This is a genomic window from Xanthomonas massiliensis, assembly GCF_900018785.1.
GTDB lineage: Bacteria > Pseudomonadota > Gammaproteobacteria > Xanthomonadales > Xanthomonadaceae > Xanthomonas_B > Xanthomonas_B massiliensis.
On the sequence record NZ_FCOY01000007.1, the window covers coordinates 419,845 to 436,591 of the forward strand.

14 protein-coding genes are annotated in these 16,747 nt (G+C 72.2%); 6 read left to right on the forward strand and 8 right to left on the reverse strand.

Features of this window, described 5'->3' with window-relative positions:
• Positions 1 to 7 precede the first annotated feature (7 nt).
• The 5 genes from ppx (at position 8) to BN3794_RS11970 (ending at position 4,906) form a co-directional block, all read left to right on the forward strand.
• The gene (ppx, locus tag BN3794_RS11950; protein ID WP_066098841.1) at positions 8 to 1,534 is read left to right on the forward strand and encodes an exopolyphosphatase; all 1,527 of its coding nucleotides are present in this window, start codon (positions 8 to 10) and stop codon (positions 1,532 to 1,534) included.
• 113 nt (positions 1,535 to 1,647) lie between these two features.
• A complete protein-coding gene (locus BN3794_RS11955; RefSeq protein WP_066097545.1) occupies positions 1,648 to 2,787 on the forward strand; it encodes a glycosyltransferase family 4 protein in 1,140 nt (379 codons plus the stop codon).
• Positions 2,768 to 3,298: a phosphatase PAP2 family protein gene (locus BN3794_RS11960; RefSeq protein WP_066097547.1), complete on the forward strand. Its 531-nt coding sequence runs from the start codon at positions 2,768 to 2,770 to the stop codon at positions 3,296 to 3,298. The genes BN3794_RS11955 and BN3794_RS11960 overlap by 20 nt, the downstream gene beginning before the upstream one ends.
• Before the next feature lie 31 nt (positions 3,299 to 3,329).
• Positions 3,330 to 4,082: a UDP-2,3-diacylglucosamine diphosphatase gene (gene lpxH, locus BN3794_RS11965; protein ID WP_066097549.1), complete on the forward strand. Its 753-nt coding sequence runs from the start codon at positions 3,330 to 3,332 to the stop codon at positions 4,080 to 4,082.
• 35 nt (positions 4,083 to 4,117) lie between these two features.
• Complete coding sequence (locus BN3794_RS11970; RefSeq protein ID WP_066097551.1) at positions 4,118 to 4,906, forward strand: IclR family transcriptional regulator; 789 nt, start codon at positions 4,118 to 4,120, stop codon at positions 4,904 to 4,906.
• 402 nt (positions 4,907 to 5,308) lie between these two features.
• Here the strand turns inward: BN3794_RS11970 and BN3794_RS11975 are convergent, their stop codons facing one another.
• Both BN3794_RS11975 and BN3794_RS11980 read right to left on the reverse strand, forming a co-directional pair.
• Entirely contained in the window at positions 5,309 to 6,847 is a 1,539-nt protein-coding gene (locus BN3794_RS11975) for a CoA-acylating methylmalonate-semialdehyde dehydrogenase (RefSeq protein ID WP_066097553.1), read from the reverse strand.
• Positions 6,844 to 8,031: an iron-containing alcohol dehydrogenase gene (locus BN3794_RS11980; protein WP_066097555.1), complete on the reverse strand. Its 1,188-nt coding sequence runs from the start codon at positions 8,029 to 8,031 to the stop codon at positions 6,844 to 6,846. Before BN3794_RS11980 ends, BN3794_RS11975 begins: the two co-directional genes overlap by 4 nt.
• 266 nt (positions 8,032 to 8,297) lie before the next feature.
• Between BN3794_RS11980 and BN3794_RS11985 the strand changes: the two genes are divergently transcribed.
• On the forward strand, positions 8,298 to 9,959 hold the full coding sequence (locus BN3794_RS11985; RefSeq protein WP_066097557.1) for an MFS transporter: 1,662 nt from the start codon (positions 8,298 to 8,300) through the stop codon (positions 9,957 to 9,959).
• Positions 9,960 to 10,057: 98 nt separating this feature from the next.
• On the opposite strand, the gene BN3794_RS11990 is transcribed toward BN3794_RS11985, so the two are convergent.
• From BN3794_RS11990 to BN3794_RS12015, 6 genes are all read right to left on the reverse strand, one after another.
• Complete coding sequence (locus BN3794_RS11990) at positions 10,058 to 10,909, reverse strand: ferritin-like domain-containing protein (RefSeq protein WP_066097559.1); 852 nt, start codon at positions 10,907 to 10,909, stop codon at positions 10,058 to 10,060.
• Positions 10,910 to 10,921: 12 nt separating this feature from the next.
• Positions 10,922 to 12,388 (reverse strand): amidophosphoribosyltransferase, encoded by a 1,467-nt coding sequence (purF, locus tag BN3794_RS11995; RefSeq protein WP_066097561.1) that lies wholly within the window; start codon positions 12,386 to 12,388, stop codon positions 10,922 to 10,924.
• Positions 12,389 to 12,433: 45 nt separating this feature from the next.
• Positions 12,434 to 13,165 carry a CvpA family protein gene (locus tag BN3794_RS16990; RefSeq protein WP_066097563.1) on the reverse strand — a complete coding sequence of 244 codons (732 nt, stop codon included), beginning with the start codon at positions 13,163 to 13,165 and terminating at the stop codon, positions 12,434 to 12,436.
• Between the two features lie 79 nt (positions 13,166 to 13,244).
• Positions 13,245 to 14,279, reverse strand: coding sequence for an SPOR domain-containing protein (locus BN3794_RS12005; RefSeq protein WP_066097566.1), 1,035 nt, complete (start codon positions 14,277 to 14,279; stop codon positions 13,245 to 13,247).
• Between the two features lie 59 nt (positions 14,280 to 14,338).
• Entirely contained in the window at positions 14,339 to 15,610 is a 1,272-nt protein-coding gene (gene folC / locus BN3794_RS12010; RefSeq protein ID WP_066097568.1) for a bifunctional tetrahydrofolate synthase/dihydrofolate synthase, read from the reverse strand.
• A gap of 65 nt (positions 15,611 to 15,675) precedes the next feature.
• Positions 15,676 to 16,722: a diguanylate cyclase domain-containing protein gene (locus BN3794_RS12015; protein ID WP_078059738.1), complete on the reverse strand. Its 1,047-nt coding sequence runs from the start codon at positions 16,720 to 16,722 to the stop codon at positions 15,676 to 15,678.
• Positions 16,723 to 16,747: the final 25 nt, after the last annotated feature.

The following is a 16,747-nucleotide window of genomic DNA, read 5'->3' on the forward strand; positions in this document are numbered from 1 at the left end:
TGCCGCCATGCCGCATTCCGCCCTCACCGTTCCCCCCCTGCAGGACGGCGACCTCCTGGCCGCCATCGACCTGGGGTCCAACAGCTTCCACATGGTCATCGCCCGCAACCTGATGGGCCAGTTGCGGGTGGTGGACCGCCTGCGCGAGACCGTGCGCCTGGCCGACGGCCTGGATGGCAAGGGCGGGCTGTCCGACGAAGCGTGCCAGCGCGCGCTGGACTGCCTGGCGCGCTTCGGCCAGCGCATCCGCGAGATCCCGCCGCGGCGGGTACGCGCCCTGGCCACCAACACGGTGCGCCAGCTGCGCTCGCCGCAGCGCTTCCTGGTGCCGGCCGAGGCCGCGTTGGGCCACGCCATCGAAGTGGTGTCCGGCCGCGAGGAGGCCCGCCTGATCTACCTGGGCGTGGCCCACGCCCAGCCGCCCAAGCCGGGGCAGCGGCGCCTGGTCATCGACATCGGCGGCGGCTCGACCGAGTTCATCATCGGCCGCGGCTTCCAGACCCTGGAGCGCGAGAGCCTGCAGGCCGGCTGCATCGCCAGCACGCGCCGCTTCTTCCCCGGCGGCAAGCTGAGCAAGCGCCGCTGGAAGCAGGCACTGACCGAGATCGGCACCGAGTTCCGCCAGTTCGCCGCCCAGTACCGCGCCATCGGCTGGAACGAGGCGGTCGGCTCGTCGGGCACGCACAAGGCCATCGGCGAGATCTGCGCGGCGATGAAGCTGACCAAGGGCGCGATCACGGCCGAGGCGCTGCCGAAGCTGCGCGACGAGCTGCTCAAGGCCAAGACCATCGACACCATCCAGCTGCCGGGCCTGTCGGCCGACCGCCGCCCGATCATCGCCGGCGGCATCCTGGTGCTGGAGGCGGCCTTCCAGGCACTCAAGCTGGACCGGCTGCTGGTCAGCAAGGCGGCCATGCGCGAAGGCATCCTCTACGACATGCTCGGCCGCGCCGGCGACAACGACCCGCGCGACGCCTCGGTGGCGGCGCTGGTGCGCCGCTACGGCGTGGACGAGAACCAGGCCGAGCGCGTGGCCGGCACCGCGCTGCAGCTGTTCGCCCAGGTCGCCCAGGCCTGGGAACTGGGCGAGGACGAGGCGCGCATGCTTGACTGGGCCGCGCGCCTGCACGAGGTCGGGCTGGCCATCGCCCATACCGGCTACCACGTGCACGGCAGCTACATCCTGGCCAACTCGGACATCGCCGGCTTCTCGCGCCAGGAACAGCTGCTGCTGGCCGCGCTGGTGCGCACCCACCGGCGCAGCGTGCCCAAGGGCGCGTTCGAGGCGCTGGCCGAGCGCGTGCAGCCGGTGGCGCGGCGCCTGGCCGCGCTGCTGCGGCTGTCGGTGCTGCTGCACCGCGCCCACGAGTCCGACCCGATCCCGACCCTGGAAGCCTCGGCCGAGGGCAACACGTTCAAGCTGCTGCTCTCGCGGGCGTGGCTGGAGGAACGCCCGCTGCTGCGCGCCGACCTGGTGGCCGAGATCGAGGGCATGGCCAGCCTGGGCATCAACTTCGAGCCGTTCGTGGCCTGAGGCCGCGATCCTCGCGCCGCGCCCGGCCTGTCACGCGGGCGCCGCCGAACCGACACATCCCTGCCACCGCCGCCGCGCACCCTCCGCCCTAGCCGCAACGGCCGGGGTGGACCATGCGCTACGCGATCGTCACCGAAACCTATCCGCCGCAGATCAACGGCGTCGCCCTGACCGTGCAGGGCCTGGAGCAGGGCCTGCGCGGGCGCGGCCACCGCGTCGAGCTGGTGCGTCCCGGCCACGCCGATCTGTCCGCCCGGGCGGACGAGCTGCTGGTGCGCGGGGCCGGGCTGCCGCGCTATCCGGGCCTGCAGTTCGGCCTGCCGGCCACCCGCCGCCTGCTGCTGCACTGGCACCGCCACCGTCCCGATGCGGTGTACGTGGCTACCGAGGGCCCGCTGGGCTGGTCGGCGGTGCGCGCGGCGCGGCGCCTGGCCATCCCGGTGGCGACCGGCTTCCACACCCGCTTCGACGAATACATGGGCGACTACGGCGTGCCCTGGCTGCGCGCGGCGGCGCTGTCGTGGATGCGCCGGGTCCACAACCAGGCCGATGCCACGCTGGTGCCCACCGCCGAGCTGCGCCAGGAGCTGGCCGGCCTCGGCTTCCGGCGGGTGGTGCTGCTGCGCCGCGCGGTGGATGCGGCCCTGTTCAGCCCGCAGCGGCGCGATCCGGCGCTGCGCGCGCAGTGGGGCGTCGAGGGCGAGGGCCTGGTGGTGGTCCACGTCGGCCGCATCGCCGCGGAGAAGAACCTCGCGCTGGCCGTGCAGGCCTTCCGCCAGCTGCAGCGACGGCGGCCGAAGGCGCGCTTCGTCTGGGTCGGCGACGGCCCGCAGCGCGAGGCCCTGGCCCGGGCCAACCCGGATTTCATCTTCTGCGGCATCCAGCGCGGCGAGGCGCTGGCGCGCCATTTCGCCAGCGCCGACCTGTTCCTGTTCCCCAGCCGCAGCGAGACCTTCGGCAACGTCACCCTGGAGGCCATGGCCAGCGGCGTGCCCACCGTCGCCTTCGACTACGGCGCCGCGCGCGAGCACCTGCGCGGCAGCGGCGGCGGCACGGTGGTCGCGGACGAGGCCGGCTTCGTCGATGCGGCCGAACGCCTGGCCGACGACGACGCCCTGCGCCGGGCGATGGGCCACGCCGCCAGCCTGGCCATGCGCCACCTGCATCCGCAACAGGTGGCGGCCGACTTCGACCGCCTGCTGTCCGGCCTTGCCCTGCCCCCGGAGAACCGCCATGTCGTCCACGCCGCTTGAAGCCCTGCTGCGCCGCGAACACGCCTGGTGCCGGCGCGCCAACCGCTGTTGCGGCCGCCCGGCGGTGCGGCGCTTCTTCGCCCTCGTCAGCCGGCTCGGCGACGGCGCCTTCTGGTATGCGCTGATGGGCGTGCTGGTGCTGGCCGACGGCCTGGACGGGCTGCGCGCCGGCGCCCACATGGCCGCCACCGGCGTGGCCGCGCTGCTGCTGTACAAGGCCCTCAAGCGCCATACCCGGCGCCCGCGCCCGTTCGCCGCCGACGGCCACATCCGCGCCTGGGTGGCGCCGCTGGACGAGTTCAGCTTCCCCTCCGGGCACACCCTGCACGCGGTCGCCTTCACCGGCGTGGCGCTGGCCCACTACCCGGCACTGGCGCCGCTGCTGCTGCCGTTCACCGCCTGCGTGGGCGTGTCGCGCGTGGTGCTGGGGCTGCACTACCCCAGCGACGTGCTGGCCGCCACCGCCATCGGCGCGGTGCTCGCCGGCGCCTCGGTCTGGCTGGCCGGCTGAGCCGGGCCGCCATGCCCACTACAATGGGCGCATGACGACCCTGTTCATCTCCGACCTGCACCTGGACCCCGTCCGCCCGGCCATCACCGCGCTGTTCCTGCGCTTCCTGCAGGACCAGGCACGCCAGGCCGACGCGCTGTACATCCTCGGCGACCTGTTCGAGGCGTGGATCGGCGACGATGCGCCCTCGCCCACCGCCGACGCGGTGGCCGACGGGCTGCATGCCCTGGCCGACACCGGCGTGCCGGTGTACTTCATGCACGGCAACCGCGACTTCCTGCTCGGGCGCGACTACGCCGCCCGCGCCGGCATGCGCCTGCTGCCCGATCCGACCGTGATCGAGCTGTACGGCCATCCCACGCTGATCACCCACGGCGACCAGCTGTGCACCGACGACACCGCCTACCAGGCGTTCCGCGCACAGACCCGCGATCCGCGCTTCATCGCCCAGTTCCTGGCCCGGCCGATCGCCGAGCGCCTGGCCATCGCCCAGCAGGCACGCCAGGCCAGCGCCTCCCGCCAGAGCGAGATGAAGCAGGCCGACCGCGGCCAGTTCGAGACCATCACCGACGTGGCGCCGGCCGAGGTGGAAGCCACCTTCGTGCGCTACGGCGTGGACCGCATGATCCACGGCCACACCCACCGCCCGGCGCTGCACGCGCTGCAGGCCGGCGGGCGCGACTGCACGCGGGTGGTGCTCGGCGACTGGTACGCGCAGGGCTCGGTGCTGCGCGTGGACGGCGAGCACCTGGACCTGGAACGCCTCGCCCCCGCCGCCGGCTAGACTGCATGCACCTTCCTTCTCCGGCGAGCGCGACCATGACAGCGCCAGAGCGCCCCGCGCGCACCAAGGGCTCGGCCATCGAACGGGTGATGGAAATCGTGGAAATGGTCGCGGCCTCGCCGCGGCCGCCGTCCCCCGCCGACATCGCCTTCCAGCTGGACATCCCCAAGCCGACCGTGCACCGCCTGCTGCAGCAGCTGCAGGCAGACGGCTACCTGCAGGCGGACATGCGCGGCCAGGTGGTCCCCGGCGAGCGCCTGGTCACCGTGGCCCGCGGCGTGCTCTACACCAGCCGCCACAAGGCGCTGCGCCAGGCGATCCTGCGCCGGCTCTCGGCCGAGGTCGACGAGACCTGCGGCATCTCCCTGGCCGACGGCGTGGAGATGGTCTATTACGACCGCGTGCAGAGCAACTGGCCGCTGCAGATCCACCTGCCGGTCGGCATGCATTCGCCGGTGTGGTGCACGGCCAGCGGCAAGCTCTACCTGAGCACGATCCCCAACCCGCGGCGCGCGCGCATCATCGCCCACCTGCCGCTGCAGCGCATGACCCATCGCACGATCACCGACCCGGCGGCGCTGGAGGCGGCGGTGCACAGCATCGAGCGCACCGAGCTGGGCATCGACGACGAGGAATTCATCGCCGGCATGGTAGCCGTGTCGGTGCCGATCAAGGACGCCCAGGGCCGCAGCTATGCGTTCCTGTACGTGCACGCGCCGACGCTGCGCAAGAACATCGACGACCTGCGCGCCTGCGAGCCGGCCATGCGCCGCGCCGCGGCCGACCTGGCCCAGCTGATCGAGTCGCCCGAGCAGGACACCTGAAGTCCACACCGCCGGCGATGACCGGCGCCGCGCATCGGGGCGATACCGGTACAGGCCGGACATGCCTTCCGGCAACGGCGATGCGGCCGCCGCGGCGAAGGCCGATCTTTCGCGGATTCCTGGTGCCGTCGCCAGGGGAAGCGGCGACGTGGGCGGGAGGACAGCGGACATGCGACGGCCGGGCGGCCATCGGGCGGCTACCGGCATCCGCGGTGCCCACCGAAGAAACGCCGCCCAAGGCAGCGATGCAGGAGTCCCGGCGATGTATCGGTGCGTCCGTTTCCCGGCACCCCGTCCCGGGCTTCGCGGAGTGCGTTCCGCCGCGCAAGCTCGCGATGGGAAAAGTGGCCTTCCGCCCGCCGCACCGAATGAGGGCGGTGTCGGCGGGAGGAAGGCCGTGCGTCAACCGAAGGTAGGCATCGAGAACTGCGCGCCCTCGCGCACGCCCGCCGAGGGCCAGCGCTGGGTGATGGTCTTGCGCCGGGTATAGAAGCGCACGCCGTCCGGGCCGTAGGCCGACAGGTCGCCGAACAGCGAGCGCTTCCAGCCGCCGAAGCTGTGGTAGGCCACCGGCACCGGCAGCGGCACGTTGATGCCGACCATGCCGACCTTGATGTGGTCGCTGAAGTAACGCGCCGCCTCGCCGTCGCGGGTGTAGATGCAGGTGCCGTTGCCGTACTCGTGGGCGTCGATCAGGTCCATGGCCTCCTGCATCGTCTGCACCCGCATCACCTGCAGCACCGGCCCGAAGATCTCGTTGCGGTAGCTGTCCATGGCGGCGGTGACGCCGTCGATCAGCGTGCCGCCGACGTAGAAACCGTGCGCATGGCCGGCGACCTGCGGCTGGCGGCCGTCGACGACGATCTTCGCGCCCTGCCGCTCGGCGCTGTCGATGAAGCCCACCACCTTGTCGCGGTGCTGCGGGGTGATCACCGGCCCGAAGTCGTTGCCGCTGTCGTCGAAGGCACCGACCTTGAGGCCCGCCATGGCCCGGGTCAGTCCCGCCACCAGCCGGTCGCCGGTTTCCTCGCCCACCGCCACCGCCACCGACAGCGCCATGCAGCGCTCGCCGGAGGAGCCGAAGGCGGCGCCGATCAGCGAACTGACCGCGTTGTCCAGGTCGGCGTCGGGCATGACGATGGCGTGGTTCTTGGCCCCTCCCAGGGCCTGGCAGCGCTTGCCGTGCGCGGTGGCGGTGGCATAGACGTACTCGGCGATCGGGGTGGAACCGACGAAGCTCACCGCCTGCACCCGCGGATCGGTCAGCAGCGTGTCCACCGCCTCCTTGTCGCCGTTGACCACGTTCAGCACGCCCGGCGGCAGGCCGGCCTGCTGCAGCAGCTCGGCCACGAACAGCGAGGCGCCCGGATCGCGCTCGGACGGCTTGAGCACGAAGGTGTTGCCGCAGGCGATGGCCAGCGGGAACATCCACAGCGGCACCATCGCCGGGAAGTTGAACGGGGTGATGCCGGCGACCACGCCCAGCGGCTGGAACTCGCTCCACGAATCGATGCCGGGGCCGACGTTGCGGGTGTATTCGCTCTTGAGCAGCTGCGGCGCCGCGCAGGCGAACTCCACGTTCTCGATCCCGCGCTGCAGCTCGCCGGCAGCGTCGTGGGCGATCTTGCCGTGCTCGCGGCCGATCAGCTCGCAGATCCTGTCCGCGTGCTGCTCCAGCAGGTCGCGGAAGCGGAACATGACCCGCGCGCGCTTGGCCGGCGGGGTGGCGCGCCAGGCCGGGAACGCCGCCTGTGCGGCGGCAATGGCCGCCTCCACGGTGGCCTTGCCGGCGATGGCGACGCGGCTGCCGACCTGGCCGGTGGACGGGTTCCACACGTCCTGCAGGCGCTTGGCGTCGGTGACGGTCTTGCCGCCGATCAGGTGCCCGGTCACGGGCAGGGCGTCGGTCCCGGTGGCGGGGGTATCGAGTACGGCATTCATGCGCGCTTGGCCTCCAGTTGCGGTTCCGCCCACAGCGAGCGGTAGATGTCGATGATCTCGTCCGCGTCGGGCACGCGCGGGTTGTTGCCGGGCGAGCCGGAAGCGAGCGCCTGCTCGGCCATGGTCGGCAGCAGCGAGAAGAAGCGCTCGCGGCCGGCGCCGAATTCGGCCAGCGTCGGCACCTGCAGCTCGGCATTGATCGCGTACAGGAAATCGATCAGTTTTTCGTTGGCCACGTCGTCGCCGTCGTGGGCATCGGCCACGCCGATGAAGCGCGCGCAATCGGCGTAGCGTTCGTACGCGGCCGGCAGCGACCACGCGGTGACCGCCGGCAGCAGCATCGCGTTGGACAGGCCGTGCGGCACGTGGAAGAACGCGCCGATCGGCCGGCTCATGCCGTGCACCAGCGCCACCGAGGCGTTGGAGAAGGCGATGCCGGCCAGGGTGGCGCCGAGCATCATCGCCTCGCGCGCCGGCTTGTCGTTGCCGTCGTGGTAGGCGCGGCGCAGGTTCGGCCCGATCAGGCGCATCGCGGCGATGGCCTGGCTGTCGCTGTACGGGCTGGCCTTGCGGCTGACGTAGGCCTCCATCGCGTGGGTGAGCGCGTCGATGCCGGTGTCGGCGGTGGTGCGCGGCGGCACGCTGACGGTGAGGTTGTAGTCCACCAGCGCCGCCACCGGCATGAAGCCCAGGCCCACGCACAGCAGCTTCTCGTCGTTGGCCTCGTCGGTGATGATGGTGAAGCGGGTGCACTCCGAGCCGGTGCCGGCGGTGGTGGGGATGGCCACGATCGGCAGGCCCGGCTCGTTCACCTGGCGCGGGAAGCGGTAGTCGCGCACCGTGCCGCCATGCTTGCCGAGGATGGCGATCGCCTTGGCGCTGTCGATCGGGCTGCCGCCGCCCAGGGCCACGATCGAGTCGTAGTTGCCGTGGCGCACCTTCTCCACGCCGGCCTCGATCGAGGTGTCGGTGGGCTCGGGCACGGTCCCGTCGAACACCTCGCAGGCGATGCCGGCCTGCGCCAGCGCCTGCTGCACGGCCGCCGCGTAGCCGAGCTTGACCATCATCGCGTCGGTCACCAGCAGCGGGCGCGAACACCCCAGTTGGGCCAACACCTCGCCGGCCTTGTGGCTGGCGTCGGCCCCGACATGCATCACGCGGGGCAAAACGACCTGCACGGACATCGCGAACCTCCAGGGATCTCGTTTATTTCGATACGAAATGTATCGTTTTGCGAGATACATGGAATTCGACCATGGGCGTAGGTGCGCCGCAGCAAACCGACCTCGTTTGGCTGGCATTAGACGAATGGCTAGCCCCTACGAAGGTCTTGTCGCCTTTTGTCGAATGGACGCTGAATTTCCATATCGATAGAAAACGTATCGTTTTGTACGAACCCCCGGCATCCCGCCGGGTTCCATTCCGAAGCTGTACTCATTGGAGGGATGAAATGGCTTCCACCTACACCGCAGCGCCCGCCGCCGGCCCGCTGACCACCGGGCACAAGCGCGTGATCATCGCGTCCAGCCTGGGCACGGTCTTCGAGTGGTACGACTTCTTCCTGTACGGATCGCTGGCGGCCAACATCGCCCACCAGTTCTTCAGCGGGGTCAACGAGACCACCGGCTTCATCTTCACCCTGCTGGCCTTCGCCGCCGGCTTCTTCGTGCGCCCGTTCGGCGCGGCGCTGTTCGGCAGCCTGGGCGATCGCATCGGCCGCAAGTACACCTTCCTGATCACCATCCTGATCATGGGCAGCTCCACCTTCCTGGTCGGCGTGCTGCCCAGCTATGCCAGCATCGGCATCACCGCTCCGGTGATCCTGATCGTGCTGCGCATGCTGCAGGGCCTGGCGCTGGGCGGCGAGTACGGCGGCGCGGCCACCTACGTGGCCGAGCACGCCCCGCCGGGCAAGCGCGGCTACTACACCAGCTACATCCAGACCACCGCCACGGTGGGCCTGTTCCTGTCGCTGCTGGTGATCCTGTCGTGCCGCCTGAGCATCGGCAACGAGGCGTTCGATGCCTGGGGCTGGCGCATCCCGTTCCTGGTGTCGATCATCCTGCTCGGCGTGTCGGTGTGGATCCGCCTGCAGCTGCAGGAGTCGCCGCTGTTCAAGCAGATGAAGGCCGAGGGCCGCACCTCCAAGTCGCCGATCCGCGAGAGCTTCAAGGGCAGCAACGCCAAGATCATGCTGGTGGCCCTGTTCGGCGCGTCCTCGGGCGAGGCGGTGGTCTGGTACACGGGCCAGTTCTACGCCCTGTTCTTCCTCACCCAGTCGCTGAAGATCGACGGCACCACCGCCAACCTGCTGCTCGCCGCGGCGCTGGCGCTGGCCTGCCCGTTCTTCATCCTCATGGGCTGGCTGTCGGACCGCATCGGCCGCAAGCCGGTACTGCTGGGCGGCTTCGCCCTGGCGGTGTTCACCTTCTTCCCGCTGTTCAAGGCGCTGACCCACTACGGCAACCCGGCCATCGAGGAAGCCCGCACCCGCTCGCCGGCCCTGGTCGTGGCCGACCCGGCCACCTGCAGCTTCCAGTTCGATCCGGTGGGCGTGCGCAAGTTCACCAGCTCCTGCGACATCGCCACCGCGGCGCTGACCAAGGCCGGCGTGCCCTACGACATCAAGCCGGCCGCGCCGGGCTCGCTGGCGCAGGTGCAGGTGGGCAATGCCACGCTGAACTCCTACGAGGGCAGCGGCCTGTCCAAGGACGAGGGCAAGGCCAAGGGCGATGCCTTCACCGGCGTGCTCAAGGGCGCGCTCGGCGAGGCCGGCTACCCGACCAAGGCCGATCCGGACCGCATCAACAAGCCGATGATGATCGTGGTGCTGTTCGTGCTGGCGCTGTACGTGACCATGGTGTACGCGCCGCTGGCGGCGCTGCTGGTGGAGCTGTTCCCCACCAACATCCGCTACACCTCGATGTCGCTGCCCTACCACATCGGCAACGGCTGGTTCGGCGGCTTCCTGCCGGCGATCTCCTTCGGCCTGGTGGCCGCCACCGGCGACATCTACAAGGGCCTGTGGTACCCGATCGCCATCGCCGCGATCAACCTGGTGGTGGGCCTGTTCTTCCTGCGCGAGACCCGGAACGTGGACATCTCGCGCTGAGCGCACCGTCCGCGCCACGATGACGAGGAAGGCCGGCGGGGAACCGCCGGCCTTCCTCATTTCCGCTGTCCGGTTCTTCGCCTCCCCGGCGGCGCAGTTCAGCCCGCGGCGGCCTGGCGCTCGCTCTCGTGGCGCAGCGCCTCGATCTCGTCGGCGTCGAAGCCGGCCAGCAGCCGCGCCTCCAGGTTGAACGGGCCATGCAGGTAGCCGCCGGCGTACTCCCGCAGCAGCTCGCGGAAACGCGGCCGCGGGTCCACCCCGCGCTGCGCGCAGTACCAGTGGTACCAGCGCGAGCCGGCGGCCACGTGCGCCACCTCCTCGCGCAGGATGATCTCCAGGATGTCGGCGGTGGCATCGTCGCCCAGCGCGCGCAGCTTGACGATCATGCCCGGGGTCACGTCCAGGCCGCGCGCCTCGAGCACGCGCGGCACCAGCGCCATGCGCGCCAGGCCGTCGTGGGCGGTCTTGATGCACATCTCCCACAGGCCGTTGTGGGCGTCGAAGTCGCCGTAGTCGTGGCCGAACGCGCGCAGGCGCCCGCGCAGCAGGGTGAAATGGCGCGATTCGTCGTTGGCCACCGATACCCAGTCGGCATAGAACTGCGGCGGCAGGCCGCGGTAGCGGTACACCGCATCCCAGCCCAGGTCGATGGCGTTGAGCTCGATGTGGGCGATGGCGTGCAGGAACGCGGCGCGGCCCTCGTCGCTGCCCAGCCCGCGCCGCGGCAGCTCGCGCGGGTGCACCAGGCGCGGCCGCCCGGGACGGCCGGGCATGCCGATCGGCTCGGGTTCGCCCCAGGTCTCCGGCAGCGGCAGCCAGCCCTGGGCGAACTCGGCGGCGAAGCGCTGGGTCAGCGCGACCTTCTCGCCCGGGTCGGCCGCGTCCAGGCACAGCCGCGCGGCCTGCAGCAGGTCGCGCGGCGCGGCCGCGGCCACGTCCTGGTCAACCATCGTCGCGACGCCTCAGGCGCGGCGCAAGCGCTTGGCCTCGTCCGAGCGCAACTGGCGGATGCGTTCGAAGTAGCCCGCCTCGATGCCGGTCGGGTAGACGCCATTGAAGCACGAGGAATCGAACCGGGTCAGTTCCGGGTTGCCCTCGCGCACCGCCGCCTCCAGGTCGTCCAGGTCCTGGTAGACCAGCCAGTCGCAGCCGAGGAACGCCTGCACCTCGTCCTCGCTGCGGCCGTGCGCGACCAGCTCCTCCGCGGCCGGCATGTCGATGCCGTAGATGTTCGGGTAGCGCACCGGCGGCGCGGCGCTGGCCAGGTAGACCTTGCGCGCGCCGGCCTCGCGGGCCATCTGGATGATCTGGCGGCTGGTGGTGCCGCGCACGATCGAGTCGTCCACCAGCAGCACCACGCGGTTGCGGAACTCCAGGTGGATCGGGTTGAGCTTGCGGCGCACCGATTTCAACCGTTCGCCCTGCCCCGGCATGATGAAGGTGCGGCCGACGTAGCGGTTCTTGACGAAGCCCTCGCGGTACTTCACCCCGAGCACGTTGGAGATCTCCAGCGCGGCGTCGCGCGAGGTGTCCGGGATCGGGATGATGGTGTCGATGTCGTGGTCCGGGCGCAGGCGCAGGATCTTCTCGCCGAGCTTGATGCCCATGCGCATGCGCGCCTTGTGCACCGAGACGTTGTCGATCATCGAATCCGGGCGGGCGAAGTAGACGTACTCGAAGATGCACGGGGTGTGGTCCACGTCGGTGGCGCAGACCTCGGCGAACAGCTCGCCGCGCGCGGTGATGACGATCGCCTCGCCCGGGCGCACGTCGCGCACGCGCTGGAAGCCGAGGATGTCCAGCGCCGTGGACTCGGAGGCGACCATGTACTCCGGCCCTTCCGCGCTCTCGCGCTTGCCCAGCACCAGCGGGCGGATGCCGTGCGGGTCGCGGAACGCGACCAGGCCCAGGCCCAGCACCAGGCTGACCACCGCGTAGCCGCCCTTGCAGCGCCGGTGCACGCCGGCCACCGCGCGGATCGCCGCCTCGGGGGTGAGCATGCGCTGCGCGTCCAGCTCGTAGGCGAACACGTTCAGCAGCACCTCGCTGTCCGAATCGGTGTTGATGTTGCGGCGGTCGGCCTCCCACACCTGCTGGCGCAGCGCCTCGGTGTTGATCAGGTTGCCGTTGTGGGCCAGGGCGATGCCGTAGGGCGAGTTGACGTAGAACGGCTGGGCCTCGTCCAGGCCTTCCGAACCGGCGGTGGGATAGCGCACGTGGGCGATGCCGATGCGACCCTCCAGGGTGGCCATCTTCTGCGCGTCGAACACGTCGCGCACCAGGCCGTTGCCCTTCTGCACGCGCAGGCGCGTGCCGTTGGCGGTGGCGATGCCGGCCGCATCCTGGCCCCGGTGCTGCAGCACGGTGAGGCCGTCATAGAGCTGCCCGGCCACGTTCTGGTTGCCGACGATACCGACGATGCCGCACATGATGGATGTTCTCCGCTGTCGCGGCCCGCGGGCCGCAGGGGAAAGTCAGGGCCGCTGGCGGCCCGGGGAACCGTCCTGCCGCGCGGGCTGCGCCGCGGCCGGTTCCGGTTCCGGTTCGATGCTGGCGGGCCAGGCCGCCTTGGAATCCTGTTCGCCGCCGGCCCCGTGGCCGGCCTCGGCATGCCCCAGCACGCGCCCGACCACGCTGTGCACGGCATCGCCCACGATGGGTTGTCGAAGGACTGCATTATCGCCCGAGCCGGGGCCGTTGCCCAACCCGGGGGCTCCCGCGTTCAGCGCCGCGTCCGCCAGCTGCGGCGCGCCGGGCAGCTGCGCGCGCATCCAGCCGGCCAGCGGCGCCAGCCAGGGCAGCAGCAGCGATTCGTTCCAGGCCGGCGACCGCACCAGCGGGGTGAAGCCGGCCACCAGCACCAGCACGCAGGCCAGCAGCGCGCCGCGCAGCGCCCCCAGGGCGAAGCCGAGCGCACGGTCGGCGCCGGTCAGGCGGGTGGCGTCCACGGCCGCGCGGATCAGCCAGCCGGCGACCGCGACCAGCACCAGGACGAGGAGGAAGACCGCGACATAGCCGCCGGCATGGTGCAGGGCGTCCGCCTGGCCGCTGCCGGCCAGCCAGTCGCCGGCCTGGGCGCCGAAGCGGAAGCTGGCCCAGCCGGCCAGGATCCAGGACACGGTGGCCACCACCATCCCGACGAAGCCGCGCAGCAGCCCCAGCAGGGCCGATACGCCGACCACGGCCAGCACGGCGAGATCGAGCATCACCGCCGGCCCTCAGCCATGCCGGGGACGCCGGCCGGCCCGGGCGTCCGCCCGGCACCGGGCCGGCGACGGGCGGACGTCACGGATGCGGGCGCACCATGCCGGCCACGCCGACGCGGGCGGCAACCTGGGCCTTGAGCTGCTCGGCGTCGGCGCGGGTGGCCACCGGCCCGACGCGGACGCGGTTGAGCGGGCCCTTGTCGGTCGGCACCTGCTCGACGAAGGCGCTGAACCCGGCCGCGCGCACCTTGTCGCGCAGGGCATCGGCCTCGGCGGCATTGCCGAAGGCGCCAAGCTGCACGGCGAAACCGACCCCGGCCGCCGCCGGCGCCTTGGGCGCGGCCGGCGCCGCGGTGGCCGGCTTGGCGACCGGCTTTTCAGCCGCCGCGGGCTTGGCCGGGGTCTCGGCCACCCGGGTCTCCGGCTTGGCTTCGGCCTTAGGCTCGGGCTTGGCGGCCGGCTTGGGCGCTTCCGCTTTCGGCGGCTCGCTCCTCGCCGGCGGCGCGGGTGTCGCGGGCGTCGCGGCCACCGGTGTGGCCGCCGGCGCGGCAGGTTGGCCGGCATCGAGCGTGACCACCTGCGCATTCACGTCGTCGCGCACCTTGACCGCCTGCAGCCGCACCGATTCGGCCTGCGCGCGATCGGCGTAGGGACCGATGCGCACGCGCCACACCTTGCGCTCGCCGAGGGTGTCCGGCTGGGCGAAGCCGGGCAGCTTGGCCTCGCGCAGGCGCGCGATGACGATGTCGGCATCGGCCTGGCTGGCATAGGCGCCGAAGCTGACCGCGTAGTCGCCCCCGGCGGTCGTGGCCGAAGCCGGGGGCGGCGTGGCCGCCGGCGCGGCACCGGGCGTGCCCGCCGGTGCGCTCTGGACGGCGGCGGGCGACGACGCCCCCATGCCCACGGCACCGCCGGCGGGCGCCTGGCCCGGGGTCACCAGGGGCAGCTCGCGGGTCTCGAACTGGCCCGCGTCCGGCGCCGGCGGCGCCTTGATCGGCACGTCGGACACGCCGCTGTCGGGGGCCGGGCCCTTCACCAGCATGGGCAGGAAAATCACGGCCAGCGCCACCAGCACGATGGCGCCGATCAATCGCTGTTTCAGCTTGGTATCCACGAAGGCAGTCGGCGGCGGGCAGGGACGCCGATTATAGGGCGGCACCCGCCGCGCGCCGCTCAGCCGGCTGAACGCAGCAGCGGCAGGGCCTCGGCGACGGTGTGGAAGGAGCCGAACACCAGCACCCGCTGCCCCGGCGCGGCCTCGGCCAGCGCGGCGGCCAGCGCTTCGCCCACGCCGGCATGCAGCGCGCCGGCGGCCGCGCCGGTGGCGGCCAGGCGCTCGCGCAGGGCCGCGGCGGACTGGCCGCGGGCGCCGCCCAGGCCGGCCAGGTGCCAGCGATCCACCTGCGCCTGCAGCGCGGCGACCACGCCGCCGGCATCCTTGTCCGCCAGCGCCGCGTACACCGCCAGCGTGCGCCCGGCGGCCGGCGCCGCGCGCAGGGCGGTGGCCAGCTCGCGCGCGGCCTGCGGGTTGTGGCCGACGTCGAGCAGGATCTCCACGCCGTCGCGCTCGAAGCGCTGCAGCCGGCCCGGCAGGCGCGCCCGGACCACGCCCGCCGCCCAGGCCGCGTGCGGGACCGGCCGCCCCAGCGCGCGCAGCGCGGCGATCGCGGCGGCGGCGTTGGCCAGCTGCACCGGCGCGCGCAGCGCGGGCATCGGCAGGTCCAGGCGGAAGGAGACGTCGCGCCAGCGCCAGTGCGCGGCATCGATCGGCTCGTGGAAATAGTCGCTGCCGGCGCGGATCGCGTTGGCGCCGAGCGCATAGGCGCGGCGCAGCACGCTGGAGGGCGGATCGATCTCGCCCAGCACCACCGGCTTCCAGGCGCGGATCACCCCGGCCTTCTCGGCGCCGATGCTCTCGCGGTCCGGCCCCAGCCATTCGGTGTGGTCGATGTCCACGGTGGTGATCACCGCCACGTCGGCATCGACGATGTTGACCGCGTCCAGGCGCCCGCCCAGGCCGATCTCCAGCACCGCCAGGTCCAGCCCGGCCTGCGCGAACAGCCACAGCGCGGCCAGCGTGCCGTGCTCGAAATAGGTCAGCTCGGCGTCCCCGCGCGCGGCCTCCACCGCGGCGAAGGCGGCGGCCAGGGCGTCGTCGTCCGCCTCGGCGCCGTCGATGCGCACGCGCTCGTTGTAGCGCAGCAGGTGCGGGGAGGTATAGGCGCCCACCTTCCATCCGGCGGCGCGCGCGATCGCCTCGACGAAGGCCACCGTGGAGCCCTTGCCGTTGGTCCCGGCCACCACGATGGTGCGCCGCGCCGGCGCGCCCAGGCGCATGCGCGCGGCCACCTCGCGCACCCGATCCAGCCCCAGCGCGATGGCGCTCGGCGGGTGCCGGCGCTCGATGCGGGCCAGCCATTCGGACAGGGACGAGGATTCGCTCACGACTGCAGCCACCCGGGAAACCGCACATTATCGCGTCAACCGCCGCCGCCGGCACGGCGGCCGCCTCAGTCCTGGCGGTGGGTCGCGGCCTTGACCACGTACATCGCCCGGTCGGCGGCGCCCATCCAGTCGTCCAGGCCGCGATGCTCCGGCGCCAGTTCGGCCAGGCCGACGCTGATGCTCGGCACCAGCCCGGGCGCGCCGGGGATCTGCAACTGCGCCACCAGCGTGCACAGCGCCGCCGTCACCGCGGCGGCGGCGGCGCCGTCGCAGGGCAGCAGCAAGGCGAACTCGTCGCCGCCGATGCGCGCCGGGAACCCGTCGCTGTCGCGGGCCTGCTCGCGCAGCACGCGCGCGATCTGGCGCAGCACCTCGTCGCCCACGCCGTGGCCGTGGCCGTCGTTGATGGCCTTGAAACGGTCCACGTCCACCAGCAGCAGCGACGCGGCGCCGCCGTGCCGGTGGACCTGGTCGAGCAGGTGCAGCGCGCGCTGGGCGAAGAAGCGGCGGTTGGGGATGTCCAGGCCGGGGTCGGTGCGGTTGACGCGGTCCAGCTCGCGGTTCTGCTGGACGATATGGCGCGCCTGGCGGTAGGTGACGCTGCTCAGCGCCAGCATGTACACGAAGATCGGCGGCAGCGACAGCAGCAGCGTGCGCTGCGAGGGCAAGGGATCGAACGGGCGCCCCGCCAGCAGCCAGCACGCCAGGAACGCGACCGCGAAGCCCGCGCCGGCACGCCACAGCAGGCGCCAGCCGCCGGCGGCCAGGCGGTCGGCGGCCAGGATGCTGACCAGCGCCGCGGCCGGCACCAGGCTCACCTGCGACATCGCCACCCAGGCGCCGCCGAACACGGCATCCAGCACCAGGTTGCGCCGCTCGGCCCGCGCCGGGTCGCGCGAACGATACGCCCACAGGAATGCCAGGTGCGGCCAGACCAGCAGGTTCAGCGCCAGCGCCGTCCAGGCGAGCGCGCCGGCGCCGCGCTCCTGCAGCACCGAGGCGTACGGCAGCGCCAGCAGCGCCACGCCGAGCATCCGCATCGGATAGACGCGGCGCACGAACGCCCGCGCCCGGGCATCGGGCGTGGCTGCGTCGGTGCGATGGAAGGGCATGTGTCCGGTCGCCGGACGGCCGGAG

What these genes read in the sequence shown, in the direction of transcription:
- lpxH (WP_066097549.1), top strand. Translation starts at nt 3,330, where the DNA reads ATGACGACCCTGTTCATCTCCGACCTGCACCTGGACCCCGTCCGCCCG.
- purF (WP_066097561.1), bottom strand. Translation starts at nt 12,388, where the DNA reads ATGTGCGGCATCGTCGGTATCGTCGGCAACCAGAACGTGGCCGGGCAG.
- BN3794_RS11970 (WP_066097551.1), top strand. Translation starts at nt 4,118, where the DNA reads ATGACAGCGCCAGAGCGCCCCGCGCGCACCAAGGGCTCGGCCATCGAA.
- BN3794_RS16990 (WP_066097563.1), bottom strand. Translation starts at nt 13,165, where the DNA reads ATGCTCGATCTCGCCGTGCTGGCCGTGGTCGGCGTATCGGCCCTGCTG.
- ppx (WP_066098841.1), top strand. Translation starts at nt 8, where the DNA reads ATGCCGCATTCCGCCCTCACCGTTCCCCCCCTGCAGGACGGCGACCTC.
- BN3794_RS11955 (WP_066097545.1), top strand. Translation starts at nt 1,648, where the DNA reads ATGCGCTACGCGATCGTCACCGAAACCTATCCGCCGCAGATCAACGGC.
- BN3794_RS11985 (WP_066097557.1), top strand. Translation starts at nt 8,298, where the DNA reads ATGGCTTCCACCTACACCGCAGCGCCCGCCGCCGGCCCGCTGACCACC.
- BN3794_RS11975 (WP_066097553.1), bottom strand. Translation starts at nt 6,847, where the DNA reads ATGAATGCCGTACTCGATACCCCCGCCACCGGGACCGACGCCCTGCCC.
- BN3794_RS12015 (WP_078059738.1), bottom strand. Translation starts at nt 16,722, where the DNA reads ATGCCCTTCCATCGCACCGACGCAGCCACGCCCGATGCCCGGGCGCGG.
- BN3794_RS11980 (WP_066097555.1), bottom strand. Translation starts at nt 8,031, where the DNA reads ATGTCCGTGCAGGTCGTTTTGCCCCGCGTGATGCATGTCGGGGCCGAC.
- BN3794_RS11960 (WP_066097547.1), top strand. Translation starts at nt 2,768, where the DNA reads ATGTCGTCCACGCCGCTTGAAGCCCTGCTGCGCCGCGAACACGCCTGG.
- BN3794_RS11990 (WP_066097559.1), bottom strand. Translation starts at nt 10,909, where the DNA reads ATGGTTGACCAGGACGTGGCCGCGGCCGCGCCGCGCGACCTGCTGCAG.